28 protein-coding genes are annotated in these 25,678 nt (G+C 52.4%); 14 read left to right on the top strand and 14 right to left on the bottom strand.

Annotated features, from left to right (window positions below):
- Window positions 1–13 precede the first annotated feature (13 nt).
- The 4 genes from J1N60_RS13500 to J1N60_RS13510 all read left to right on the top strand — a co-directional run bounded on the left by J1N60_RS13500 (window position 14) and on the right by J1N60_RS13510 (window position 1,956).
- Window positions 14–1,045, top strand: coding sequence for a hypothetical protein (locus J1N60_RS13500; protein WP_312908201.1), 1,032 nt, complete (start codon window positions 14–16; stop codon window positions 1,043–1,045).
- A gap of 8 nt (window positions 1,046–1,053) precedes the next feature.
- Window positions 1,054–1,278 (top strand): DUF8139 family protein, encoded by a 225-nt coding sequence (locus J1N60_RS20775; RefSeq protein ID WP_484551596.1) that lies wholly within the window; start codon window positions 1,054–1,056, stop codon window positions 1,276–1,278.
- 149 nt (window positions 1,279–1,427) lie between these two features.
- The gene (locus tag J1N60_RS13505; RefSeq protein ID WP_312908203.1) at window positions 1,428–1,718 is read left to right on the top strand and encodes a hypothetical protein; all 291 of its coding nucleotides are present in this window, start codon (window positions 1,428–1,430) and stop codon (window positions 1,716–1,718) included.
- A 1-nt stretch (window position 1,719) separates the two neighbouring features.
- Window positions 1,720–1,956, top strand: coding sequence for a hypothetical protein (locus J1N60_RS13510; protein WP_484551602.1), 237 nt, complete (start codon window positions 1,720–1,722; stop codon window positions 1,954–1,956).
- Window position 1,957: 1 nt separating this feature from the next.
- Here J1N60_RS13510 and J1N60_RS13515 read toward each other — a convergent pair whose 3' ends face one another.
- Window positions 1,958–5,767, bottom strand: a complete 3,810-nt coding sequence (locus J1N60_RS13515; protein WP_312908207.1) for a helicase-related protein — start codon at window positions 5,765–5,767, stop codon at window positions 1,958–1,960.
- A 245-nt stretch (window positions 5,768–6,012) separates the two neighbouring features.
- Between J1N60_RS13515 and J1N60_RS13520 the strand changes: the two genes are divergently transcribed.
- Window positions 6,013–6,477 (top strand): hypothetical protein, encoded by a 465-nt coding sequence (locus tag J1N60_RS13520; protein WP_312908209.1) that lies wholly within the window; start codon window positions 6,013–6,015, stop codon window positions 6,475–6,477.
- 804 nt (window positions 6,478–7,281) lie between these two features.
- Window positions 7,282–7,977 carry a DUF6891 domain-containing protein gene (locus tag J1N60_RS13525; protein ID WP_312908211.1) on the top strand — a complete coding sequence of 232 codons (696 nt, stop codon included), beginning with the start codon at window positions 7,282–7,284 and terminating at the stop codon, window positions 7,975–7,977.
- A 236-nt stretch (window positions 7,978–8,213) separates the two neighbouring features.
- On the opposite strand, the gene J1N60_RS13530 is transcribed toward J1N60_RS13525, so the two are convergent.
- Window positions 8,214–8,765 (bottom strand): hypothetical protein, encoded by a 552-nt coding sequence (locus tag J1N60_RS13530; RefSeq protein WP_312908213.1) that lies wholly within the window; start codon window positions 8,763–8,765, stop codon window positions 8,214–8,216.
- Window positions 8,766–9,149: 384 nt separating this feature from the next.
- On the opposite strand from J1N60_RS13530, the gene J1N60_RS13535 reads away from it, so the two are divergent.
- From J1N60_RS13535 to J1N60_RS13545, 3 genes are read left to right on the top strand one after another with little or no spacing between them, the layout of a single operon-like run.
- Window positions 9,150–9,383, top strand: a complete 234-nt coding sequence (locus tag J1N60_RS13535) for a hypothetical protein (RefSeq protein WP_312908215.1) — start codon at window positions 9,150–9,152, stop codon at window positions 9,381–9,383.
- 20 nt (window positions 9,384–9,403) lie between these two features.
- A complete protein-coding gene (locus tag J1N60_RS13540; RefSeq protein ID WP_312908217.1) occupies window positions 9,404–9,670 on the top strand; it encodes a hypothetical protein in 267 nt (88 codons plus the stop codon).
- A complete protein-coding gene (locus J1N60_RS13545) occupies window positions 9,667–9,972 on the top strand; it encodes a hypothetical protein (protein ID WP_312908219.1) in 306 nt (101 codons plus the stop codon). The genes J1N60_RS13540 and J1N60_RS13545 overlap by 4 nt, the downstream gene beginning before the upstream one ends.
- 12 nt (window positions 9,973–9,984) lie before the next feature.
- Here the strand turns inward: J1N60_RS13545 and J1N60_RS13550 are convergent, their stop codons facing one another.
- The 7 genes from J1N60_RS13550 to J1N60_RS13580 all read right to left on the bottom strand — a co-directional run bounded on the left by J1N60_RS13550 (window position 9,985) and on the right by J1N60_RS13580 (window position 15,532).
- Window positions 9,985–10,191, bottom strand: coding sequence for a hypothetical protein (locus tag J1N60_RS13550; protein ID WP_312908221.1), 207 nt, complete (start codon window positions 10,189–10,191; stop codon window positions 9,985–9,987).
- Between the two features lie 47 nt (window positions 10,192–10,238).
- Window positions 10,239–10,433, bottom strand: a complete 195-nt coding sequence (locus J1N60_RS13555) for a hypothetical protein (RefSeq protein ID WP_312908223.1) — start codon at window positions 10,431–10,433, stop codon at window positions 10,239–10,241.
- Between the two features lie 1,320 nt (window positions 10,434–11,753).
- Window positions 11,754–12,194 (bottom strand): hypothetical protein, encoded by a 441-nt coding sequence (locus J1N60_RS13560; RefSeq protein ID WP_312908225.1) that lies wholly within the window; start codon window positions 12,192–12,194, stop codon window positions 11,754–11,756.
- Window positions 12,195–12,265: 71 nt separating this feature from the next.
- The gene (locus J1N60_RS13565) at window positions 12,266–12,904 is read right to left on the bottom strand and encodes a tyrosine-type recombinase/integrase (RefSeq protein ID WP_312908227.1); all 639 of its coding nucleotides are present in this window, start codon (window positions 12,902–12,904) and stop codon (window positions 12,266–12,268) included.
- 156 nt (window positions 12,905–13,060) lie between these two features.
- On the bottom strand, window positions 13,061–13,849 hold the full coding sequence (locus J1N60_RS13570) for a hypothetical protein (protein ID WP_312908229.1): 789 nt from the start codon (window positions 13,847–13,849) through the stop codon (window positions 13,061–13,063).
- A gap of 104 nt (window positions 13,850–13,953) precedes the next feature.
- Complete coding sequence (locus J1N60_RS13575) at window positions 13,954–15,123, bottom strand: hypothetical protein (RefSeq protein ID WP_312908231.1); 1,170 nt, start codon at window positions 15,121–15,123, stop codon at window positions 13,954–13,956.
- A 271-nt stretch (window positions 15,124–15,394) separates the two neighbouring features.
- Window positions 15,395–15,532 (bottom strand): hypothetical protein, encoded by a 138-nt coding sequence (locus J1N60_RS13580; protein WP_312908233.1) that lies wholly within the window; start codon window positions 15,530–15,532, stop codon window positions 15,395–15,397.
- A gap of 53 nt (window positions 15,533–15,585) precedes the next feature.
- Between J1N60_RS13580 and J1N60_RS13585 the strand changes: the two genes are divergently transcribed.
- From J1N60_RS13585 to J1N60_RS13600, 4 genes are all read left to right on the top strand, one after another.
- On the top strand, window positions 15,586–16,257 hold the full coding sequence (locus tag J1N60_RS13585; RefSeq protein ID WP_312908235.1) for a hypothetical protein: 672 nt from the start codon (window positions 15,586–15,588) through the stop codon (window positions 16,255–16,257).
- A 120-nt stretch (window positions 16,258–16,377) separates the two neighbouring features.
- On the top strand, window positions 16,378–16,869 hold the full coding sequence (locus tag J1N60_RS13590; protein ID WP_054583635.1) for a hypothetical protein: 492 nt from the start codon (window positions 16,378–16,380) through the stop codon (window positions 16,867–16,869).
- Window positions 16,870–17,250: 381 nt separating this feature from the next.
- Window positions 17,251–18,279, top strand: a complete 1,029-nt coding sequence (locus J1N60_RS13595; protein ID WP_312908242.1) for a hypothetical protein — start codon at window positions 17,251–17,253, stop codon at window positions 18,277–18,279.
- Window positions 18,280–18,506: 227 nt separating this feature from the next.
- Entirely contained in the window at window positions 18,507–18,770 is a 264-nt protein-coding gene (locus J1N60_RS13600) for a hypothetical protein (protein WP_312908244.1), read from the top strand.
- A gap of 102 nt (window positions 18,771–18,872) precedes the next feature.
- Here J1N60_RS13600 and J1N60_RS13605 read toward each other — a convergent pair whose 3' ends face one another.
- From J1N60_RS13605 to J1N60_RS13615, 3 genes are all read right to left on the bottom strand, one after another.
- Window positions 18,873–20,033, bottom strand: coding sequence for a metallophosphoesterase (locus tag J1N60_RS13605; protein WP_312908246.1), 1,161 nt, complete (start codon window positions 20,031–20,033; stop codon window positions 18,873–18,875).
- A complete protein-coding gene (locus tag J1N60_RS13610; protein WP_312908248.1) occupies window positions 20,011–21,849 on the bottom strand; it encodes a DUF262 domain-containing protein in 1,839 nt (612 codons plus the stop codon). The genes J1N60_RS13605 and J1N60_RS13610 overlap by 23 nt, the downstream gene beginning before the upstream one ends.
- Before the next feature lie 244 nt (window positions 21,850–22,093).
- Window positions 22,094–22,399 carry a hypothetical protein gene (locus tag J1N60_RS13615; protein ID WP_312908250.1) on the bottom strand — a complete coding sequence of 102 codons (306 nt, stop codon included), beginning with the start codon at window positions 22,397–22,399 and terminating at the stop codon, window positions 22,094–22,096.
- A gap of 523 nt (window positions 22,400–22,922) precedes the next feature.
- Here J1N60_RS13615 and J1N60_RS13620 point away from each other — a divergent pair.
- On the top strand, window positions 22,923–23,747 hold the full coding sequence (locus J1N60_RS13620; protein ID WP_312908252.1) for a hypothetical protein: 825 nt from the start codon (window positions 22,923–22,925) through the stop codon (window positions 23,745–23,747).
- A 204-nt stretch (window positions 23,748–23,951) separates the two neighbouring features.
- Here the strand turns inward: J1N60_RS13620 and J1N60_RS13625 are convergent, their stop codons facing one another.
- Both J1N60_RS13625 and J1N60_RS13630 read right to left on the bottom strand, forming a co-directional pair.
- On the bottom strand, window positions 23,952–24,335 hold the full coding sequence (locus J1N60_RS13625; protein ID WP_312908253.1) for a DUF8115 family protein: 384 nt from the start codon (window positions 24,333–24,335) through the stop codon (window positions 23,952–23,954).
- A 2-nt stretch (window positions 24,336–24,337) separates the two neighbouring features.
- The gene (locus J1N60_RS13630) at window positions 24,338–25,186 is read right to left on the bottom strand and encodes a ParA family protein (protein WP_226042451.1); all 849 of its coding nucleotides are present in this window, start codon (window positions 25,184–25,186) and stop codon (window positions 24,338–24,340) included.
- Window positions 25,187–25,678: the final 492 nt, after the last annotated feature.

Genomic DNA, 25,678 nt, shown 5'->3' on the forward strand with positions numbered 1-25,678 from the left:
CTGCTAACAAACGATGGTCTATCACGTCGACAACGAAGGCGTCACAGCACTTGAGCCCACCAGCTTCGATGCTCTCCACCTAACCGAGGCAGACATCGAAGAGTGGATAATCGAGACGCCCTCGATACTCGGTGAAGACTTACTCGTGGTCGCCTCCCAGTATGCCAAATTTGACCGGACTGCCGAACGTCCTGACGTGTTGGCACTCGACCCAGACGGGAAGCTCGTGGTCATCGAACTGAAGCGAGACAGCGCCGACAAGACGACTGACCTCCAGGCGATTAAGTACGCGAGCTATTGCTCGACCATCAGCGCAGAGGAACTCCAGCAGGATCACCGGGCGTTCTGGAACAACCGCCGCGACGAAGACGACCAACTCACGCCTGAAGCTGTCGGCGAGCTATTCAGTGAATTCCTCGGTGAGGACGTCGCCACCACAGAGGACGGCTATGCGGACTTCGTCCTGGACGACCGACCACGGATATTGCTTGTCGCGGGCAGCTTCGGCCCGGAGATCACAACCCCTGTCGTGTGGCTCGAACGTGAGTACGGGATGGACATCACCTGCATCGAACTGGACGTTCACCAGCGCCACGAAGAGGTGTTCGTCAGCGCTCGGCAAGTGCTCCCCATACCAGAAGCTGAGGAATACATGGCCAAGCGCCGGCAGAAGGAACGTCAGCAGAGTCGGTCGTCGAGTCGGGCAGACAGGGCGATCACCGTCTTACTGGAGGCGGGGCTCGTCGAGGAAGGGGACATCGTCCTGTTCGACGAGGAAAGCCTACCAGACGATGCTGAGCGCGTGTACGACCCGGCGGACGACTTCTGGCGCGGTCGAATCACGGGAAAGACTGGTCGGAGTGACAACGTCGAGTGGCTGGAGAACGGTGCAGAGTACTCGTTCACTGCTCTGGCTCAAGAGATACTCGAACAAGCGACCGGTCGTGAATTCAACGTCAATGGATACCCGTACTGGCTGCATCCAGAGCACGAGATGAGTCTATCTGAACTCCGACGTTCGAAGGTCGGCGATATTGACTGGTGAATCTGTTAATGAAGAGCGTTGAACCGGGTGACTGTGTCCGAATCGACATCCCCAATCGAGGCGACCCGGACTTCCAATACCATGGCGAGCACGGAGAGGTTATCGAGATACTTCAGGACGATGCGGGTGCATCTACTGGTGACGAGCGGGACTCCTACATCTACCGTGTACGGTTGGCCTCAGGTACTCAGGTGGATATGAGGTGGCGTGACCTACGGCCATCCCTCGAATAGAACGGTGTCGTTCGGTGGAAACCCCCAAAACCTGACCGGGAATATCGGCTGTACTCGCATAGTGAGCGCGTCTTAGCCTCGGAGCGATAGATTGCGATGACCTACCAGAATAACCACGATTTTAACGATATCACTCAATGATATAGACCATGGTAGAAGTCGTGAAAGAGGGGTTTCTGAATAAGGACATTCGAGAACGGAAGAAATCGAGGATGTTTCCTGAGGACGATTTTGAACGAATTCTTGCAGCCGTCAAGGACACACCAAACAGTGTATTCGAGAAGAGTCAACAAGATCTGGACAGTTATGTGGCGAAGGCACTCCCAGACTACCACTTCGAACAGGATTCAGATATAGGACTGAATCCGAAGTGCAAATTATGGACACCGGAATTCAACCAGCGTAGACCTGTATCACCCAGGAGAACGGATTGCTATTGAGATTGAGAAGAGCCAACAGAAACGCGTGAGCGATGACATACTAAAGTTCGTCAAGGGCGGGAAGACACAACGAAGCAACCGCAAGAAAATCGAATTTGGATGTCTGATTGTTCCGGTGAATTGGGGTGAGAGGAACAACGATCTCTACAACGAAGCCATGCGGTGTATGAAGTTCATTAGGAGCGTGTTGCACGTTGAGGATATCGCAGTAATCGGATATCGAGAACGATCAGTGTGAACTACTGACCGATAACTCCCCAACAAATGAGCCGAGCTTGCACGGCACTCTCGCCAACGAGCGTCGTCTGGTACTCGGCAGAAGCTTCGATATTGTCCTCGATGAATGCCTCCAGTTCGACGAGGAATTCCTCGACTGGCCAATCGCCGAGCGAAGTGTAGTCCGGGTGTTCCCGGAAGGTCTCCCGCAATACTCTGTCTTCATCCGTGTGCTCCAGCTTAACTCGATCAAGCTGGTCGAACAGCTCATTCGTCCACTCCCCGACCGTATCGTGCCCATCTACGGGTGCGGGTTGATCACCGTACTGTGGCAGGATTCGCATCTGCATCATATCGAGGAGCATCTCCTGCGTGGCCGACTGGCCACCGCCACTGAACACCTCCTCGACCTGGCCTTCACGTATCTCTTCTAACCGCTGGGAGAGATGCTCCTCGACCGACTCTCTGTTCGCAATTACTCTGTCGGTGTTCCCGGAAAGCTGCTCTCCTTGGGTTTCCGGTTTGATGGCCAATGCACCAACTGGTCGCTCCTTCAGATCACCACTGAACGGCTTGTAATACAACGCCCGCCGTACACGCCCGAGCGGCGCATCTTCGGGTTCCCCAGTCTCTTCGTTCTCGAACCACAGGTGGACAAGGCCGAACACACCTGGACGTGGCCCACTATCGTGGCCAATGGCGTTCGTGTAGAGAAACTCTCGCTCGTCGGTCTGCTCTTCGAAATAGTCCTCTGCAAACTCGAAGTCTTCTGAAGAGAGTCCATATTCGTCGTTGAGCTCTTCTTTGAGTAGCACGCGCTCGAATGCCGCGTTTTCGTCACTTCCTGCGTTCCGTAGCAGCGGATTCTTCGAGGTGTCGTCGAGTTCGTTGTAGTCGGTCACCTCACGGGATTCCCGAATCGACGATTCGATCTCTTCAATCTCCAGTTCTCCAATCGTCTTTTCTGTCTCGACTCCTGCTTTTTCCAGCACTGCATCTTCGTTCGGGTCGAGGATGTTGTTCTCCTTCCCAACGATCAGCGCGATGTCGTTGATCTTCGCCTGCAAGCGCTGAAGGAGCTGGATTGCCGCCTCGATGTCACCGTCAGGGTAGAAATTGTGCACGTATTTGTCCGCCGTCGAACCAATGCGATCGACACGACCAACACGCTGAACAATTCGCATGGGATTCCACGGTAGATCATAATTTACGACCACCGAGATGTCTTGAAGATTCACACCCTCGCTGAGGGTATCCGTGGCGACGACGTACTGCAACTCTGTCTCGTCACTCTCAGCCAGGGTCTGCTGGTATCCTGACGCCTCTGGAGCGAACCGTTTGATGATGTCTTGCTTGTTCTCGTCACCGCCCTTCACCACGGCACTGTTCTCCATCGTCATCGGTGATGACTCGTTGTCGACGAGTGTTCGGTGAACGTAGTCCGCAGTCGCGCGGTACTGGGTGAAGATGAGTACCTTCTGATCGTACCCGTTCAGGACGTCGGCTAACCGGTCAATTTTGGGGTCACGGAACTCGCGGAGCGTGAATACGGCTTCGTAGAAGTCCAGTGTGGCACTGTCGGCTTCGCTCAAATCATGCCGGGGATAGAGGATCGGGTTTGGGTCGTCCTCAGGCACGTCTGGAAGAACCGCGGCACCATGGTCAGCAAGCCACTGTTCCAACTCGACCTCCATGTCCGCTATCGCCCCGGAGTCACGGGCCACACGACCGATGAATCGGGAAAGGAAGTACGCGAGGAGTGTCAGGTCTTCGCGAATGTACGTTTTCACCTCTCCCACCGTAGCATCGGCTAGTTCGTCGTTTGCATCGCCCCCATCTGCCTGAAGGGCTCCACTATCGAAGCCGAACTCCTCAAGCGTTTGCTCCAGATCTTCAGCTGCGTCAGCTCCTTCAACGAAATCCTCTAGCGTCGATCCAGGCTCGTCGGTGCCAAACGTACGTAGGACGTCGATATCTTCGTCCTCCGGTAACCCATCTAGGAACCCAAGGAGCGCCCGTTCACTCTCGTGGAGGGTCTGCACCGATTGGACGAACGCGTAGGTAGACGACTCAAGGCGTTTCAAGAGATTGAGTTTGTAGAGTGCTTTCAGTGTACCCCCTGCTTGTGGGTTCTTGATGGTGATGTGTGGGAGGTGGAGGGCGTCCATCACGTCCGGCAACATTCGGTAAATGGGCTGGTATGCGGGAGGAAGCGAGTACTGTTCCTTGTGGAGTTCTGGCGGCTTGAAGCTCATATCGAACTCGTCTTGATCGGTCAGCGTCTCTTTGACGTGCTTTCGAGTTCGGAGCACCATCACCTCGTTTAGTATCTCGGAGATCTCATCCGAGTGGCGCTTCAGTTGCTCTGTCATCTGGCGCTGTTTCTCCTCGGAGGCCTCCTCTTTGCCGGCAGCAACTCGCTTACGCTCCGCAGCGAGGTCGATATAGTCGTCGAAAGCACTGAATTTCAGCGACGCCTTGTTCATCAGCTCGTTTTCGTCGGTGAACAATCCAATGAGGTTCTTGAGGTCGCTAGCCGAGTTGTTGATCGGCGTCGCAGTCAGCATGATCATCGTGTTGTTCCGGAGAAGTCGCACGTTCGCATGCCGACGAGTTCCCTTGTAATCGTCGTCGTCAACCGGGTTTGGTCGCCACTTCCCGTGGTTCCGGAATCGGTGTGCCTCGTCGATGAGCACTACATCGAATCGGTCGTCGAGAGCGGTCACTTCTTCATGGGTGAGGTTCTGGAATTTGCTGATGCTCATGACCTGCAAGTGTTTTCCGTCAACCTCGAGTCCGAAGAACGGGTCTCCGTCTTCGTCTGTCGCGTCTTGAAGAAGATCACGCCACTGGTCGGTCAGGTTGGCCGGGACGATAAGGAGACAATGATCACCTTGTTCCCGGTAGTCGTAGAGGAGTTCGCTTCCGATAAACGACTTCCCTAGGCCGACTGAATCGGAAATAATGCAGCCGTCATATTGTGATAGCTTGGTCTTGGCACTCTCGTATCCGAGCGTCTGGAAGTAGTAGAGTGGGCTGTCGCGGACACTGACGTTGCCGTTCAGCTCGTCGTACGCAAGGAGCTTGTACATCTCGAACGGTTCGAGATACGTTCCGAGATTTGCTTCATCTTCGACTTCATCATCGTCCTCTTCCTGCTGTTCCTTCCACTGTTGGTAGCGATCGGTCTCCTCAATGATATTGATAATCTCTTCCGAGAATTCCTCGCCGTTGGCCCATTGGTTGTCGTACCATTCCTCGAACGCTTCTGCATCACTCCCGTTCTGACTGGTCAGATTGAGCTCGACGTTGTGACGGTGGCCTGACTGTGAGAAGTTCGATGATCCGACGATAGTCACCGCGCCTCGCTGGTCGCGGTCACCGTTGCGTAGACTCGGGTCATCCGTCGCACCGCGGAAGCAGGCGCCTTTCGCATGAAAATATCCCGAGTCGGGATTTCGAACGCGAACATCAACGAGCCCCTCTGCAATGAAATCGCGCAATCGGTCAAGTCGTTCAATCTGCGCGTTGTTCAGCTCTGCAACATCTTCCTTAACTTCCTGCTCGAACTGCTCGCGTAGCGTTTGGCCTTCGCTGACTTCGTCGACGGTACGTTGGTCAGTCTTTCGCCCCATGAGGATACGAAATGGGGCTTGTTCGAGTTCTTCCGGATCACGGAGATTTTCAAGATCTTCTTTGAAGAGATCGAAGCCAGATAAGTAGAAGTAGCCCGTTGCGATGCGGATTTCCTCGCATTCGGGGACGACGGTCTTGTAAACGTCTTCGAGCGTGTTGTTCGAGTTATCTACAAGCGCGTCAAGCGAGGGTAACATCAGTTGAATAGTCTCTCTAATTAAGATGTCTTCATACTTTCCCTATTTCAGCACTATGTACGTGGTGTAGTTTCTGCATTTCATTACAGAAGCACAGGCAGCATAGCGAGTGTCTCTGACGAGCCATCAAAACCCTGTTTAAAATACATACAGGGGTAACCGTCTACGCGTCACCCCAGTGCGTCCGGATAACCATAATCTCAACCACCAGAAAGATTATGGCAAATGAATTCCTCCTGCGGGCTATGCGGCGTAGAGACGTCCTTGCCACCATCACCGGCGTTGGCACGGCCCTCGTCGCTGGTTGCTCGGGAAGAGACGAAAATCCTGACACCGACATCGAGGCGCCGGACATCGAAAAGCCCGATTTCGAGATTCTGAGCAAGGAAACTGGCAAAGATCCTCAACTAAGCGATGTCATCGTCTCGCCAGTAGGCATCATTAAGAAAAATCATCTCTCAGTCATCTTCTACTACGACGTGGCCGATCATTCCAAAGAATATACTGCCCACATACGAGTCGATTCCGACGAAGACACGAACGAGACTTCGAAACAACTCAAACAAGTCCGTGATTGGTATCCTGGCCTCGATGGGTTGGGAATCGAGCTCCCCAAGGGTGCAGAGGATACCTTCATGCCTACTTTATCAGTTACCCTTCTTGAGGACGGCGAAGAAGTGGACGTAGAGGAGGAACGGATTCGACTCTAACCCTGCTCGAGCGGCAACACGGCCTCCTCCTCAGAAGGACACCCGCGCACTGTTGCCGCCTGATCGACTCCTCGGGAGAACATCGGTTCCAGTGGAAGTCATGAGAACAGGCGGTACAGCAGGAGAAATCTGGGGTAGTCAACAACCGCCATAGCAGTTCGCGTATCAAGTGCCATTCACATCAACCATCCAACAAACACACACAGAGTGTCACTTCCAGTCTGAGCCTTCTGAGAGGGGGCGGGGGTGAGCCACGGTGAGCTTCACGCGCAAAGACCTTATTACAAACTAGAACTGAACATTACCGTAGTGGGCAGAAACAAGCATTAATTACGTGGTTCGGTGCGTAGGTTGTTGTCATTGTCTTTCCTGAGAAAAACTACGTGCCCCCGGCCCCCTTCTGAAACTCCGCAGACTGGAACTGATACACTGTGTGTGTCTCGTGATCCCCAATCAACATAACAGAAAGAAATAATGTCACAATAGCAACCAAATATCTTGATTACCCACGCCTTGAAATTCGTTGACGACAAACCGCCCTCGCCGGGAGAGAGCGTCTTTGCCCAGTGACCGATGGCGGGCAGTCGAGACTCCAGAAAATCGTTCTTACTCAGGGCGTTGATCGACCAGCGATTCTCAGGGTTCGTGACGTATTCGACACCAAGGAACCGCTCACAATGACCTACTGGAGGACTTTCTAAATCCGACTGTCCTCAGAGTCGCGCACATTGGTGACAATGGTCAACTATCTAAATATTGTCTGACAACGGTTTAAACCAGGTGAGTGGGCCTATAGGCACACCAATGCACTACCCACCTGCAAAAAAACGTGACTCGCCAACCGTCGAAGATCACCTCACTGACCTTGTCGGTCTCGGGGCTACATCGCTCGCTGATCTGAATCATCGCGGGTTCCACAATGGCTCCGAACCGTTACGAGTGGCTGACATACTTCGAGAACGAAACGATGGGACGATTGCTCTGGAACCACACGTACGTCGGCATGCCTCGAACCGCTACGTCGACCGACTCCTTGATGACGCTCTTGCGCTACTCGCCGACCAATCTACCAACCGAGGTTACTTCTACGCACCGTACAACCTCCGAGGGCGACAGCATGGCGGTGCCTGTGGCATCGAAGCAATCAAACCGGCCCACCACTATCCCCGCGCACTTCTCGACGCACTAGCCGACCTCAGAGGCGAATACGTTATTACCAATATCGGACAGTCTGGATGCTTTACCTGTGGTTGTGCCGCCATCGACATGCTCCATCAAACCCTAGAAGCCGAAAACACCTCTGTCAGGGGTCGAGCTGGATTTTCAGCACAGACCAACTCAGAGAGTCCGACCCTTCGCTATGAGAGTTTCGACGACGAACGGCTAACTACGAGAGAACTTGGAAAACTCATTGCCGCAAGACTCGATGCCCATAACGTGCCCTTTAACTGGGATGGCGATCCAGACTCCACGATCCAGACCTACTCGGACGCTGTCTAAGCCGTTCACCGGTAAGGACATATCGTGGAATGACAGCTGTGAACATGGAATCAAAACCAAGTCAAAACCCCCGCGTCAAATCTAGCCCCGAAAACACGCCTTAGCTTGGCTTTCTGTTACCAGACTCCTACACTAACCTTACTCCTCAAAATCTTCTTCGATCAAAATAGCAATATCGGGAATATCTTCTGCTACAAATCCCTGGAATCGTCGTCGTTCAGGGTGGATGAGCGATCTTAGTGATCGTTAACAAGTTCTCGAAGTTCGTCTCTGGGCTTTCCAATCTTCGTTCGCAATTGATCAAGTCCTTCATCAAGCGAAACCGGCTCCATCCCGAGAATGCTATCGGTCGCATAGACGGGTGTTGTACTCATCGTCTCTCTCTTTGGCCCGTCACATGTTGCGATGATGTCGAACGGCAGGTAGAATTGTTCACCGACTTTAGATTCGATCATGGCGCGGGATTCTTTCCCTGCGTAGAGAGAAACGTTTTCTTCAAACGATACTTCTCCGGTATGCACCGAGATAATCAACATTCCTGGATTCTTGTATCGGGATGATAGATCAACATCGATGCTTACAGCGTCCTCGAACTGACTGAGAAGATCTCGCAGAATTTCTTCGATTGGTACGTTTTGAACCGCGTTATCCAGTAGCCGAGTGAGAACATCATCACAGTTTTCGTCGTCTTTTCGGATCGATTCGAGCCGCCGAAGTGTCTGTGCTTCCAATACGATATCTTCGTCCGCGTGCACTGACCGATCAGCGCCTTCCTTGTTTTGTTTCATAACAGCACCCTGATCAACCCATCAGTCACTTTTAAAGCCTTGCCCCGGAGATTTTTAAGTCCATGATGGGTATATCCTGACCAATTTACCAAACAGGATTCTCAGCTTCTTACAGGCCACGGAACTGCACGCACCAAAATTGTCGTGACTGGTGTACAGTTTCTCGATTCCCCACGTAGACTTGTCGATGTCGACGAAGATCTTGAGTTACACTCGGTTCATGGATCTCCAGAAGATCGAATGAGTCGAAAAACTCGCGGTTGATGCGATTCTTTTCCTCTTCGCTGAGTGCATAACTGATCGTCATACCTGCACAACATGCAGACTAACATCTAAGTGCTCTCCAGAGCAGGGACTCGACGAGTTCGCAACAAGTAACTCCCGATGAGTGACGAGGAGATCGTCGATAAACTCGACGACATCGTGGACGAACACCGGGAACAGCAACGTGCCCTTCTCGAATTCGATACACTTGAATTGCAATCGATGTCGTGTGGGTTCCTTGCAAATGTCGCCCGTCTCAAAGCAGAGAAGGGCGTGCTTGAAGCTCGGGTGCAGGAACTCGAAGATCTTGAGCAGCAACGACGTTTCGATGACTTTGCAAGTAATTCCCAGTGACGTACGTGGTTCAGCGGTCTGTGAGCGTCGATATCCCGGGTGAAGGTGTGCAGTCGGCCTATTCCAGCGGTCGGTTGGTCGTCACTGCGGGTGGTCGGTCGGTCTCGTTCGCTATCGACTCCTCTGCTGGGGTTGCTCGAGTCGTTGAGGATACCTACCAGCAGTCGGTATCAGTTACAGAGATTCCGGAGGACGTGGTCGCGCACGTCCTCTACGTTGGCTATCGAATCCACGGAGACAACATCGATGATGGTGGGTTCACGCTCCTGCGAGGTGACGAACGATGAGCACCTCAATCCCTCGTAGCGTACGGATGGAATCGATGCTCGCCGACCGCTCGACTCTGTTCACGCCTGGTCAGAAGAAGGCAGTGAGGCAAGCCATCAACTACTGCTCAGTCGTCGATTCGGGTATTGCCGACCTCGAGAAGCTCCTCCAGAAAGTCGAGAACGACCACGTGCTCGCGAAGAAAGAACGGCGGGCACTCCAGAACGTGTTGAATAAGCACGGCACCCAGTGCCTGTCGTCCGGCGAGCGCCGATTGAATGCATGGGATCGCAGTGACCTGTGGGACACACACCGACCATAGCGGATACGATGCTTATTCGATGAGATCGGCTAATTCATCGGGAGAAAACTCGTTCTCTTCGTTAGATTCCTGAGCATTCTTGATAGACACCGCTTGAGCGACGGTCTCCCAATCATCACCAATCAATTTCCTTGCACGGGATCGTGGGATATCCCCGCGGACAAACCGTTGGTAGACCTCTTCGTCGCTGGCAGAGACCCCCGGAGCGTCATCGGTCATATGTGAATAGAACCGTCAGCGATATTTAACGGTCTGGGTGGACGTGCTCACTCTGTTTGCTCGTAGTAGTGCTTCAGCGTGGATTCAGCCTCGAACAATCTTGTTCCTTCCAGTTCGTCGTGGCCATCGTCGGTCAGTCGATACCGCATCATCCCGTCCACGTCCATTCTCTCGACAACACCGTGACCGGCGAGTTCCCGCAGTTCCTCCTGAATCGTTTCAGAGTCGAGACTCGGATTCATCTCTTCCAGCTCACCGAACGATGGTTGTCCCTCCGGGTGAGCGACGATGCACTGCACAAGCGTGAATTGAGCGTTATTGGTGTCCATACCCGAGTTTCATTCTGTCCTGCTGCGAGTTAACATGTATGACCGATATGACGGACGAGGAGGTCGAAACTGAAGCCGCGAAGATCGTCCGAGAGTCGTTAGAGATGGACGACAAAGGGCCTGTCGAGACAGTAGACGGCGAATGCAGTCGTTGTGATCGCGACGCGACGTGGCAAGACCCCGTGCATGGACATCTGTTTTGCGAGGAGCACGCGAAAGAATTTTTCCGAGAACGGCACGGATAACATCGCTACCGATCCTTCCAGACCCCTTCGCCTGCATCGTAGAGAGAGGTGGCACTATCCACAGCCCTGAGTGGCATTGAACCCTTCTTCACGTACGGGAACCACACCGGCGCTTCATAGTCACTATGTTCATCAAGGATCGAAACAGCACCAATTGCAATCCCGCCGATTTTCATAAACAGGTACCCGAGCACGATCCCAGCAGCTATCGTGAATGGGACTAGTAGGTAAAGAGCGAGTGGGAGAAGCAGAATTCCAGCACATATGCTAACCACGACTTGACGCGGTGGAGCGTGAGAGAGCCAGTGACGTAAGTCGAACCGTCGTCTCTGTCTATGTCGCCCAGGTTGATACCGTCCGTTCTTCACACGTTTCCTCATTGTGTTAGCACCACGGCCAGTAGTTTTTGTACGGGCCCGAATCCGGACAGAATGCTTGACCAGCCTCACCGAACGCTCCAAGCACCTCTCCTAACATTCCCATTGATAGGAGAAGCAAAACGAGTACGATGAGTCCAATGATCGGCCCGACATCTCCTGACATTTATATGGTTAGTCATCGTTTCGATACAAAAAACTATCTCTGAAGGTAGCTATCCGGTTACTTTTTGATATTCTATAACAAACACCCAATCATGCTATCGAAAGCACTTCGGCGCATCAAATCTGGTGCTGCAAAAATCAAACCATTGATTCTCGAACGAGTCGGTTGGCGAAAGTACGTCGCTGGACTCATCGCCACTATTGTTGTTGGCCTTGTTCCAGTTTCTTGGGTCATTCCACCAGCAGGCGCTTTCTATACAATCGTCTTCCTAGTATCCTTATACTTCCTCGGTGATGTAGAACCATAGTACTCCTTCAATAATCCCTGGCTGAGCGATGGGGAATGCTCCAACGTGCACTGCCAGAATGGTGGTCACTCACCTTCTTGAAGACGAATTACCCTGGTAGAGTCCGTTGAAGAGGTAACGGGCAGTGTCGGTCAACTATTAGCGATACATTCCGCCACGTCCCCTACGTCGGCGGCCCCCACTGCTTATTGCTACTTTCAACGCTAGGAATACGAACAGACCCAGCACCAGGCCGACGATCGTTAAGACTGCGAGGAGTGGTTGGCCGAATAGTGACTGACCCGCAATCACCATTAGAACGTATGCGACACCACCAACAGCACCAGCCTCCACTGCTGCTTGTGCTATCCCAGCGATGAACAGAAGTGGCGGGAGGATTCCAAGAACGGCGATGAACATCCAGGCATTCGGTGGTTGTGAGAGAACTTCCGACGTAGATGGAGCGTCGATGAGTATCAACCAGAGGATGTGCTGAAGCAGTGGGAGCATCAGACCGGTGAAAATTGCTCCCTGAAGTGCGCGGCCACCGAGGTCTCCTGCGGTGCTGGGATGTGGCGTTGGTGTGGTTCGTGACGCCATACATTCTGATATGTCGTCTTTTGGTAAGAATCTATGGCTGTCTTCTTGAAGTTAGGTTCCCCTGGTAGAATTCAGCGCCGCTGAAAGTGATCGTAAACGCGTTCTGTCGTCGATACGCTGCGGTGGCGGAGTCTGTTCCTCACATCGACAAGCCGAGTTTCTGGGTCACCCAACATATAGTTCGACAGCGAGTGTCTGAGTGCATGTGGGTGGAATTCTGACGGGTCAGCTGGCTCTCCGTCGCTTCGGTGAACCGTGATGTCTGCGTGAATTGCGAGATCTTCGACGACGTTGCGCATTGACTCCGTCGTCATTTGGTCTGACTGCCGTGATGGGAAGATGTAGTCGCTGTCTCGCTCCTGGTACCATTCACTGTTGAAGTACGACCGGAGAAGACGGACGGTTCCGAAGTGGCCGAACGGATCGAGTCGCATCGTGACGCTCCCCGGTGAGAGGTCTTCGTTGGGGTAATCTTTCTGCACGTGTCCGGGAATGGTCACCTCTCCTTCAGAGAGTCGGAACATTGACTGCTTGAGTCCACGCAGTTCGTTGGCGCGCGCGCCGAGGTCGATTCCGAGGACGATGAGTAGTTCGTCGCGCAGGCGGCGACCGAGGTTGTCGTAGCGGAGGGGGCGGTCGTGTGCTGCGTCGCGGAGTGGGTCTACTTGTGTGAGGTCAATGTACCGGTGTACTGTTTCTTGTTTGCTCATACGATATGTTGTCTCTGGAACAACTTAACTAGTGGGGTCAGCTTTGGAATCCGTGAAATGGGGTGTTTGACCCCCTGGTTTGACTGGATATAGGCCCGAATTCGGCGTTCAGTTTTGGATTCTGATAACAGACTCCCAAACTCAGACAGCCTCGGATTAGAACTCGCCCAACGTCTTTTGAGCCAAATCCTTCTCAAGATCTGCAATAAATTCATCTGCCTTGTTCCGCAGAGCTTGGAACGAACTCGATTTGTGGAACCACGCCGGCTGATCGTCCTTCTGCACCTTCCGCAAATGCTCATCTAACCCCTTCTGATTGTACTTGTCAAGGAACTTCTCACCCCACGTCCGCAACTCCTTCTTTTTCTCCTCACTCATTGAATCCCAGAGCTTGTGCGACTCGGCCAATAACTCGTCTACGTTGAACGGGTCTGAGTCGTAGTCATTCGCCAGCTGAATCGCAGCATTCAGCATATAGATACAGAACTGAGTCTGATCCTCATCCTCAGCATCAAATGGGTAGTAATCCGTAGGGATATCCTTTCCATGGGGTACCTCAACCGGGAACGCATCATCAAGGTCGGGCTCCCCAAAGCCTTCTGACCCAACAATCTCTATACGAAGATTCGCATCCCCAATGTGTGCCTCGAACTGTACTGTTGTGAAATCGAACTCACTCAGGTCATGGGCATCGGCCAAGTCACGGAACGAAGAGTACGAAAAGTCGGCACTCAACTCATCGGGAGGAACACCTTGGACAGCCCCTCGAAGCACTAGTTGGTCGGGATTCTGAACGGCAGTTTCGTACCGCTCATTCTGGTGGTCTTTCAGTTGATATGACTTGAAATCCAATAGCAAACTATGCTTGCGCCGATGTGCCGTTAGAATCAAATCCGGCTGAATATAGTCCCCTTTGATCATGAACTCTGGCTCAATGATGTCCACAGTATATCCTAACTTAGCTAGCGTGTCTGGGAACCGATCGTCCAATTGGCACAAACCAATCCACGCATTCATCTGTATCGTGTGGGGCGACAGATAGTACGTCATTATGCAGTCAGACCAACCTTCGAGTTCTTCGGGTCACTGCGCTCACCAAAGGAAGCCTCTGCATCGTAGTACCGCTGGATATTCGAGAAAATTCGCAAGGCAGTATTCCCGCAAGCGTCATCCGGGAGATAGAGGCGAATCCAATCTCGCTTGATTTCCAGTGTGAAACTATCGTTGTTGTGGAGATCCGTCCCGCGAACCTTGTAGTAGTCGTCTGCAATCCAGGTACCAACCCCCCAGAGTCGGAGTGGTTTCGTGGCGGACGTGAAGCTGTCAGCGAACTCTTTCAGGTTCTCAACCGTGTTGGCGAGGTTGATTACTATCGGCGTTCCCTCGATAGATTGTCCTGATGAATGGCGTTCGCCTTCCTCAGCCTCTATTTCTCGAACCGGATATCCAATCCGGCCTTCTTCTTCGATTCCTCGGATGAGGTCTGCATAGAGCTCACGGATGATTTCGACAAACGACAGATGCGCTTGGATGTCATCGCCGCCTCTGGTGGTTATACGGCCATTGTTGTCGATCCGCTCAATCACGACCCCTTCCTCCATTTCCCGGCGAATCTTCACCGAAGACAAAGACATGAACCGCTTCAGGTCAGCATCATTCAACGCATCCAGCAGCCAGCTCGTTCCCTGGCCTGAACTCTGAATCGACAGCTCACCAAATGGGAGATACTGGTCAATATACTCCTCAGAGAACACATCCTCAGCATCGTAATTGATGCCTGCCCCTTGGAACTCACCAAGTTTAGTGAAGTACCGCTGTAGCTGCGCCGGGAACCAGAGATAGTCGAGCCCGCTTCGCTCCGCCATAATCAAGTCCTCCATCGCATCCTTCGCTGGTCGAGACTTCTCGATCGAATAGAACGTCCAGAATCGCTCATTCTGGCTATCCAAGTAGAACGTCAGAATTTCTTCCTCGTCTTCGTCGCTCGAAGTGTCGATGAGCACTTCGAACAGGCTGTAATCCACCTTCTCGACATTTACATGCTCGAACTGTTCCTCAAGAGAGGTGGCCTCAATGTTGGTTTCGACGAGGAACGATTTGAGCATGTTCTGTTTGTAGTTCAGTTTCTGATCTTCCAGCAGCTGGTCATAGGTTCCTTCGATGACGTGCTGAAAGTGTTCGTATAGTTCCCGTCGATCCGTCGGGTTTAGAGGTGGCATAGGTGAATCACGAAGTCGTCTCTAGGTTGGACATTGGCGTATAACGGTTGAAAGGATTTGGCATCGACTGTAAGTAAAACTCTCTGGGGTCGGATGTTCCCTATCTCAGGGAATCCGCAGACGTCTATTTCTGCGATATCGGCGGAATATACGACACACACGATGTCTTTCTTCGTTTCAATTCAGATTCATCCCCGTTTTGAATCCGTAACTAGGGTTCTTTGTGAGGGATACAGGGGTATACGACATCCAAAACGGGTTGGTAAGACCGTCAGTCCTCGTTGACGTTGTCGATGTCCGCCAGAAGCTCCACAGGATACTCGTCTTTGCCAGCCTCACCACCCACCACAGCGTCTTCGTGTGCCGGTTCCTCCGGCCATCTTGTCGTCGTTTCACAGTCTCGATTCACACCCACACCTCACAGTGGATATCTTGATATACTCGCGATAAAAACGCCGAGGCGTGCAAGAACAGCAAGAACCGCCTCTGAAAGAATCACTCGTCTATCTCTTCTTTCGGTACCACGCGTACATCTTTCTCGCAGTATTCCTGCTCGCCCCGGTCGCAATCGCGGGCGCGAACGCCGCCACAGACCTCACTATCTACCAAAACATGATGCTGGGTGTCGGGTGGACACAAGCGGTCATCACCGGATATCTGTCATTCAAAATCTTCGAGGTCAGCAAACGCGACTCCGAACTCCCAGACCTCACCTACAGAATCGAGGACGTCGAAGATGTCGGGTCTCCCTTCGAGAACCACAAGGTGGTTCGTTGCACGATTCGATTCACAAACCGGTCGTACGGTCGGGCGAAAATCACGGACATCGACCTCAACGCAGACTTCGACGAACGATTTCTCGAGCGACACAAAGACCCAGGCGAAGGAAATATCGTACACGGGTTCCCCGAGGGTCGGCCAATCCCGACAATTCTCGATAAGGGAGACTACGTCGATGTGATGTTCCAAATTAACGGGTTCAACTACCTTGACAGCGTCAGCCTGGAGATTACAGATGAGAAGATGGGGACGCGAGAGTGCCAGTTGTTGGTGTCGGAGATAAGTAACCGGTTGACGATGCAGCGATGGGCCCAGAAAGAGCGTGAGGAAGAAGCTGTGGAAGCATCCCAGTGAGACATCACAGTCACGTGTGACTCGACCAAGTCACAGTCTCGACTCACACGCACACCTCACAGACGGAGGAACTCTCTGAGGGGAAAATTATTAACCATACTCTTTGACAGAAAGAATTGCATGCTGGAAGACCCCCGCACTGATCCCGTATCGTTCGCGAACGTGATGGTCGGACTCGATAAGGCGGGCATCTCAGATGATGCGCGCCTCGAGATGTACAAACAACGGCGATTCGGCATCGACTGGGGTGTCGGGGCATCCGTGTCTACCGCAGCAAGCCCCGAGGATGACTGGGAAACATCGATGGACAATATGTACGACCTGTGTCGAGACGGCGGGCTCGTGTTCATTCCGGCCACAAATACGCCGAAAATCGAAGGTGGGCTCCTTGGCCAGGTACCTGCACATAGCGACATCGAACTGCGTGATTACGAAGCCCGAAAAGCGAGTGGGGAGAAGACGATGAAAACTCTCCAACTCCGCCGAGTACGAGAGGTTCATCCGAACGACGGAACGGGCGTATTCGACGAAGTGAACTGGGGGCAATACACCGTACACGGGCTTGACACGCACCGAGACAAGGTCGTGGACGCCTACAAGCAACTCTACTGACCTCCCTCCCGGGACTGACTTCGCTGTAGACGGACACATGGGGCAGCTCGCTTCGTCGCTGTCCGCTCACACTCTTGGATCACAGTCTCAAGTCACAGTCAGGCGTGGCTCTCACGTGTCACAGTCTCGGCTCACAGACAAAGATCACACTCACTCGTGATACTCCCACCTCACACTCTCAGGACACAGTCTCTCGCCACCGACCAGCGGCGCGCGCAACAGCGCCTCACCGCGCCGACGCTCGCCGGCTAGAACTACCGACAAAAAACCTCAAAAAAGAGGATTCGTACCAAAATGGGTATAGTCCCGGGCGAACCCTACCGTACAGTCACCAACCTAACCGTATGACTAAGTAGACGAGCCCCCGGAATTCAACCATCCATGACTCCCTCAAGCGAACTTAGTGCAGGAAACACGAATCTGACATGCCCGCAGTGCGACGATCGAATAGACACGCTTCATCTCCAACCATCAGGGGAGAACATCAATCCTGACGCGTACCTTGTCTGCCCTTATTGCGGGACATGGTTCTTTCCTGAGAATGGTCTACTCTACACGCTTCACAACTTGGACGGGGATGCCTATTTCGGCTTCCCGTTTGCTCTCGCCGGTAGCAAGATGCGAAATCTCACCACTGTGACGGTCGGCGAGACGCACAGCCATATCGTCAACGACCTCTTCTCGGGGGATGAATTCGAAACTGTCCAACTCCTTGGTGCCGAGCGTAAAGATGCAAGCGGCGACAATCGACTCCCGATAGAGCGACTTGACGACTCGTACACGCGTGCTTCTCTAGGCGAGTCCGTCCTGGTCGCCCTCCATCCCATCGGGCCACAAGAGATAGTCGTGACCGCCAATCTTCAGGAGAAAGCTGATTCGGTGGTTGAGACTGGCGACGAACTGGAAGTAGTGTACGATGCGAAGCTCTCGCGGGCAAATGCGACGAACCCGGCGTGGGTTGATCTCCTTCGTGAGGCGGAGCAGGCAATCCTTCGCGGTAATCTTATCTCGGCTGTCCCCCTGCTTACCTCCGCAGTAGATGGTGGTCTCTTCCGGTTGATTTCCCTGTACTATGTGTTGAACGGCTATGATAGAGATGAGGCGGGAGATCGAATCAGAGACAAGTTTGGGGACAAATACGACAACGTCTACTCCACGGATCTCGCAAAGGACGCCCTGAACGAGATTACTGGTTCATCTCTCACCGACGCGCACGGCCCGTACGGAGAGTTGTGGCACGAGTTCCACGGTGAACACGGCAACCGAGGATTCAGGAACGCGGTGATTCATCCGGGTGACGAGTCACTAGAGGAGATCGACCGAGAGACCGTTATTGAGTGGTTCAATATCTCAGTTTCTCTCATCATTGGCGGTTTTGAACTGCTTTGGGAAGTGGAATCCGACAATTGAATGCTTCGAGGTGCCGGGAATTTTGACGCGATTATACCTGTCTACCGGATAACCTACCCCTTTCTGCACCACGCCCCATCTGAGACATACAGAGACGGTACTCATCGGCTATTTACTCCTCAACCCTTTTATTCCGGAACTGTGGAAAGATTGAATTGTTCGTCAATCAACTTGGGTGTATGGTGAGCTCAAACAGTGATAGCGATTTGACGGAATTGACAGAGAATATGAAAGGGATACTGAAAGTATTAGCAGACGCAGACGGTGAGGCTCTTCGTGGTGTTGAGGTACGTCGTCGGTTACGAGAGGACTACGGTATAGAACTCTCAAAAAGGGCAATGAACGGTGTAATAGCCAGAACCACAAGGTATCCACGGCACATGGTGAATATCGAGTGGGTCGATGAGAGTGATATTGACGGGAACACTAGACACGCTTCGCACCAGCTCAAGCCCGATTATATTGACGAAGTACGCGAGCAACTGCAATAACTCTCTCACTGGTGGAGTCTCCAATGGTACGTTCGCACGTCTACCAACCGGCTGTTTCGGATAAAAGTATATCCGGAGAATAGGATTTCAAAAGAGTCGAGACTACAGGAATTCTCTTTTTAAGGAAACTTTCTTCCCCTGTACACTGATTAGCTCGATGCTGGGGAGGAGGTCATCTTTGGTTTCACCTACTCGTGTAGTTGCCCCTCCAGATAGTCCCCGGGACTCACCATGATGATGCTCTGAACGTGAATGAGTATGGCCAGTGATAACAAGATCGAGTGGAATATTGGAAGTGTCCAGAAGTCCGTTTAGTGAGCAATCGGGGCTGCCACTTGCTGTAAATGGTGCTATCGATTGATGGAGACAGAGCATCGTTGCTAGATTCTCTGGTGCACGTTCAAGATCAAGAACAAAATCAGTCCAGTCAGACTGGTGATCAACCCCATAGAATGCTACTGCGTCCCCGATTACTTCGTAACGAGAGCCCAAATGTACAGCAAGACCATCATCGGTAAACCGTTCCATGATTCGTCGGCCAGCTTGTCGTTCGTGGTTCCCATAGACGAAGTAGAACGGAATTCCATGTTCTGCTAACTCGGTCAAAACTCTACGACATACAGCAGTATCCTCTTCTTCAATTCCACTCCCTGGGTTGTGGAATAGATCTCCTCCATGGACGACTGCATCTACATTTTTGTGAATCGCATATTCTATTGCAGCACGGAGCCCCTCTTCCGGGTTCACTGACCAAGACAGTCCACCATAGCTGTGGGTTGTCTTTCCTAGGTGACTGTCGGTCAGAAATAGTATGTCAGATGAGTTTTCGCTTTGAAATGTGCCAAGCTTTTCGATTTTGAGAGAAGAGGTGCCGTGAAGGACTTTTCCAGAAGGCCACGAATTTACTGAAACACCACTTAATCGATACCAGCAACCAATCTCCCAATCAAAGCTCCTGCCCTCCTCTGATTTCTCCCAAACAACGAACGGGAATCGCGTTCCATTGGAATCCTCCAAGCTCAACTCAAAAGCGCGATTCTCCTTTTCTGCGAGAGAGCAATCACGAACACGAACATCAATTTCGTGTTGGGAATCCTCCTCGAGATCCTCGTATAGCGTCTCCACAGAGAGACTCGACCGTACACGGTAATAAATCGGATTGGTTACCTTATCAGATGGAGTGACAACCCTCTCACCGCTCCAAACAGCAACAAGGCAGGTAGAGAGATTTGATTCTGGCTTACTTATCCCAGTAATCGACATCTGGCTCCGGCCAGACTTCGCTCGCTCGTTCCGAAAGCCACTCCCCACGCTCTGCTATTGTTTCCTCGTTCCATTCGTCTGGCCAACTTGTGACAAGGTGCTTATTCAAACGTAGAACTGTGTGATCTTGAATCGCATCGCGCTTATCATCCCATGCTGCATTGGATATCGACGGATTCAGCTTATCAGTGAGGATTGTGAGATTCCCTACCCTATCCTTCGCATCGTCACGCTCCATACGTTCTACTTCAGCAGGCCGTTCACCGGGGAGCGACCAATGTGCAGACCACTTCTGAGGGAGGATATGCTCAATTTCCAAGTCCTGCGTAAACTCTAGCGTCTCGCTGTATCCAGTGTCACGTAACTCCCGTTCAATAGCTGCGAACACCATCTTAAGCCGTCGCTGATTGATGACTGCCCAGTACTCCAGATTCACCATCGAATCAGTCAACTTCTCATCGCTGGGCCAATAATCGCTTTCGCCCTCTTTGCTGCGGAAGAACTCGACGACAGTATCTCCGACACGACCATCGTCGCTCGTTTTGAGTTCGTCTAGAAGCTCGATGAAGATTTTATTGTAGTTCTTTGAGGTCAATCGTGACAGCATCCGACGCATCAACCAACTCTCGATAGCTTCAATGGCTTTCACTCGTTGGGGCTTTGGGACGCTTTCTTCACCGAAAATCCAGAGGAGAACCGGGTATGGTGTCGTCGTATCCAGCACGTCCAATCGGCGGAAGAAGATTCCTTCTCGTGAGCCCCGATCCGGTTCAGAGATAGTTTCGTAAATGGATGCGTAGTAGTCAATGTCCTTTACAATCTCCTCAACGGACTGTTCAGACCTGTCCAAGTACTTCCGAAACGCTGGGAATAGCTTCTTTGCACGTACTTGCTGGCTCATCTGCATCGTGAGCCAGTGCATGATGAACACATCTATCCTTGGACGATCCAAGCGGCCCTGAGAGACATCTACCCGCCATTCGTCCTCGTCGAACTGCTTCCAGTACTTGTCGTGCAGTTCGCCGGGATCGTTGTGTTGGAGGGTCGCCTCTCGAAAGAGGTAGTTCTTAATCAGATCTGCGGCGAGCAACGGTGTCCCACGCGCATTCAGCGTCTCGAAAATCACTTGCGCGTCGTCGCTTGATTCAAGATCAATTACGACGACACGGAGAAGGTGCCACATCGTCGTGACGAGTGCATCAAGATGTTCTTCGGTGGATTCATCACCTGATTCCGCCCACTCTCGAATCTCATCACTGAAGTACTGGAAACATTCTTCCAGGTTTTCGTCATCATCAAGCTCCGTATGATCCGACTCCGGGTCTGAGAACGTCATCACGTCAATGAACGCATCCTGATCAGCTTCGATTGGCCATACTTTCAGCCGGTCTGTCTCGGTGGAGGTCAGATCCTTATCGTTAAACATCAGCTTCTCCACCAGGGATGCGGGCTCCTTATGATCGAGATCAGTCGCTACGGAGTGTACCGCAGACAGGAGCACTTGGAGCGTTATAAGCCGCTGTTGACCGTCGATGATCTCTCGCGTCTCTAGTTTTTGTGTTGGTGTCGATTGCTGGTCGAGAACGATTGCTCCCAAGAAGTGTGGAGATGTGTTTTGTTGGGCTTCTTGGCGTTCAATACTGGTATTTGCCCCTGCTTGCCGATCCATCAGTTCGTCCACAACGAGCTGGAGATCCCCCCAAAGAGGCTGCCAGTGTTCTTCCTCCTTCCATACGTAGGGACGTTGAAACCGAGGAACGACGTACCGAGTGTCCTTTCGAAAAATATCCTTCAAATCGAGGGTATCCGCTTTCATTGATGATTCACCATTCCGGTGACTTCCGTATAAGTCGTTCCCACGAACGTATTTCGTGGCCGAACCGCAGCAGAGATATGAACTGTTGTTTACTTCGGTTCCTGACGACATTTACCCCACCTTCGGGAGGGAAAGGCTCGACTTTGCAACGACTTCCTGCCTTCTACAACACAGCAGCGATGCTACTTGCGGGAGTTGTCCTGAATGGCGAATCTACCTTTGAAAACGTATATTGGGCGACGTGCTATTGGACGTCGTCGGCCAGGCCGGACATCTCTGCACTACGGTTTGTTACTTCGAGGTCTTCAAGACTCCAGCCTTGGTCAATATGCCATTCAATGAGTCCGGCAATTGCAGCACTATCCAACTTGCTCAGGTCGATATTCACGCGCATATAGTCACCACTGTGGTAAGTCAGTTCTGTGTCACTAAACGTCCATTCGTCGAGTTCATTAAGAACGGTCAAAACGTTCTCGTTTGGGGCTGATTCTGTTGTCATTAGCTTAGACTGTTTGGTATTATCGACTGCCAGAGAACCTTCCACGCTCATACCCGGGGTTTCAAAGGTAGAGGGCGGGCATATTCAGTCACGAATGGAAGGCGCGTTCTGCTTTCCAACCTGACTTGACCCTCAGCGACTTAAAAGGGTTTGTAATGACACAAGTTAACAATGTGCAGGAATCCTAATACGAGTATCGAGACTTCCCTCCGAATCCTTCACAATGGACTCCATCGCGCACGCCGCAATATTACCAGAACCGGTTTCACCACCGGCAAGTGGCGCCAACAAAAACCCCGAAAAGGAGGATTCACACCAAAATGGGTATAGTTCCGGGCGGATTGAACCATTCAAGTTCCTCTAGTTAGTGCCCAAGACTCACCATTATTCTTGATGTGGTACTGGTAGTAGTGCAGTTCACGTATGATGTTGTCGGTGAAAATTTAACAGGGGAACTCGATTACGTCCACCCACCCCGTGAACACAGAAACATCCCGGTTGAAGCAAACTACTGCCTGCTGTATTCTCGATCCAACCCCAGAGCCTTATAAGTGACAAATGACCTTATTCCCATATGTCGAAAGGCCAACTGACTCTTCCACCGAACGCAGAGCCACTACTGCCGTCTCAAAACCGTACAGCAATCAACCACCACATCGAGACGAATATTGATTCTCTCTCAGGGGTTCATTCTGCGGAAGCTGGCAGGCTCTTCGATCGAGCGAATATGAATAGCTTGGAACTGCAAAATCGTTTTGATGTTGATCCAGTACTCGTGGCAGACTATCTGCGTGTACGCGAAGACGATACGCTCGCGCTGCACCCCATCGTCTGCCAAGTTGTCAAAGAAGAACACCACGATCAACTGCTTGATGATCTCGTTCGGACATACCATGACCGTTTGATTCAAGAAAGTGGCACTTCACGGAACCTAGAACCGGTGCCAGGATTTCCTGAACCAGCTCTGGACGGATTGAACGAAGGGATTGACCTGAGTCATCGTCGTCCCGAGTTCGCAATCAATGCTGTTGAGGACATGGACTGCGACGGGCGCGATATACGTCCAGCGACTGATTATCCCATTCAGGTGCACGACATATTCGCAGACCTTCGCAAGAAAGGTGTTGTCACGAATCTAGCAAAGTCAGGTTGTGAGGCTTGTGGACACAAGGCGGGGCACAAACTCGCCACCCGATTACGGAGTGAAGAGTACACAGTTCACGGCTACGCAGGCATTGCTGCAAGTGCTCATCCAGAAAGACCCTTGATTTCCGTCCAAGGTTTCGACGAGAGTTCTTGGGAGTCTGTAGATGTTGTCGATCTTGTTTTGGATCGCGCTCGGGAGCATAGCTTCCAATCGGATATCAAAGTCCAGAAAGCGGGAATCTTGAAACAGTAATTTCGGCACTCAGCGAGAACAACATCTAAACAGGGACTGCTGACCTCATGAACAGTAAACGGCCCCATAACACAGTTAGAGGTCGCGGGCCACAGGCACCGACCACAGCCACAGAAAACCTGTCGAGACACCCAAACTGGGAATAGGTAGATTCACCCTGCATGAACCAGAGCAAATGCCCTATGGGAAACCCTATAGGAATTGCTATAGTCGCTGACTGGCGTGTTCTTCGACCGCACCGCGGGTGGCATCGAGTTTGTCAGGTGCCGCGGTCTCGAAGCCGAGGCGAAGGGCCAGCCGGAGCACCTCGCTCCGGTCGGGCTCACTCTCGTCCTCGATTCCCAGTGCGTCACGCAACTGTTCACCCGTCTCAACCAAATCATCCTCGTGGGCTTCAAGCGCACCGAGTAGCGCAGCCATCGGCCCGTCCCACACACTCACTGTCTTCTGTTTCCCACCAGCGTCAATCACCTCCAGTTCATCGAGGATTGCTTCCTGGAGTTCGTGCTGTTCCTGTTTACTACTCGCTTCGTCGAGGCGGTCGCCAGAACTGGTCTGTTCGCGTAGTTGTTCGAGGTCTTCGTCCATGGTTAGTCCTCCACGCGTTCGATGAGTGCCTCTGCGTCAGCGAGGAACGCCTCACGCGCGCGCTGTGCAGTCGTGCTCGGATTCTCCAGCTCGAAGGCAGTCATACCCTGCTGGGTGGCGTTACGGATGTCCTGTGAGTACGGGACGTACTCAGGTGCAATTGTGTCGGGGTATTCCTCGTGGAACGCCTCCAAGTACTCGGTGGCGAGGTTGGTGCGGTCGTCAACCTTGTTTGGAAGTACCATCACGAGTTCGACGTCGATCCCGAAGCTCGACCGAATCTTCTCAAGGTCTTCGCGGAGTGCGCCAGCCTGCTCGGCTTCAAACGGCCCCATCTCAACCGGAGCGAGGACACGCCGGGCTGCCCAGAGACCATTGTAGGTGACGTTGTTCGACATCCCGGGAAGATCGATGAGAACAATGTCGTAGGGGAGACCCTCCACATAGTCATCGAGGAACGCCTCCAGGCGCGCGTAGCGTTCGCCAGCATCATCGATATTTCCCAGCTCGGAGTCCAGCGTATCGAGGCCCGGGTGGGCGGGGATGAGATCGACGTCTTCGTCGGTCTCGTAGACGAGGTCGTGGACGGCGTCGTCGCCAAGCTTCCCCGCGATGGTCGGCCAAGCGTCGTCGAAGACAGTGCTAATGTTGGGCCACGCTTCGTCGGCCTCAATGGCGTCCTGGACGTCGCTCCAGACGTCGAATGCTTTGGCGAGGTCGCCCTGCTTGCCAGCGAGATCGATTAGCAGGACATCGTGGCCCTGTTGGGTGAGTGCGACGCCGAGGTGTGCGATACTGGTGGTTTTGCCTGTCCCTCCTTTATCGAGGAAGCTGGCGATTCGTGTAGTCATTCAAGGCCACCTATAGGATTCACTGTAGTAATTCATATAGTGAGTGCTATAGGTTTAAAGCTGCGTCAGACGCTGGTTCTGGAAGTCCACAGAAGCCGTACCAGAATCAGGGAGCGACATCTGTTCTCCCCGGGAGTATGGATGACTCTGGGGCCGTAGATGTCCTCGTTAACTCCATCGAAAAAGTGCCCAGTGAGGAGTCCGTATCTGTGCTCAAGACACGATAAGTCCTACACACAAGTTGGTTCGAAGAGGACGCCTGCGCTAGCCGACGCGAGCACGACCTCTCCAGAACTGTCGTCTTTTCTGTAAATAGGGAGATATCGACACATAGAGACACCGGCCTTGGATTATGAGTACAATCACCCCACCTTTCACCGCATTAGAATCGGATCTGCAACGTCTTCCTGCCTTCGCCGACACCCCTCAGTGTGAGTGGGTTAGGTGTTCCCAGAGGTTTATCAGTGACTGGTGGGCATTTCACCCAGACCC

The organism is Natronosalvus caseinilyticus (assembly GCF_017357105.1).
Taxonomy (GTDB): Archaea; Halobacteriota; Halobacteria; order Halobacteriales; family Natrialbaceae; genus Natronosalvus; species Natronosalvus caseinilyticus.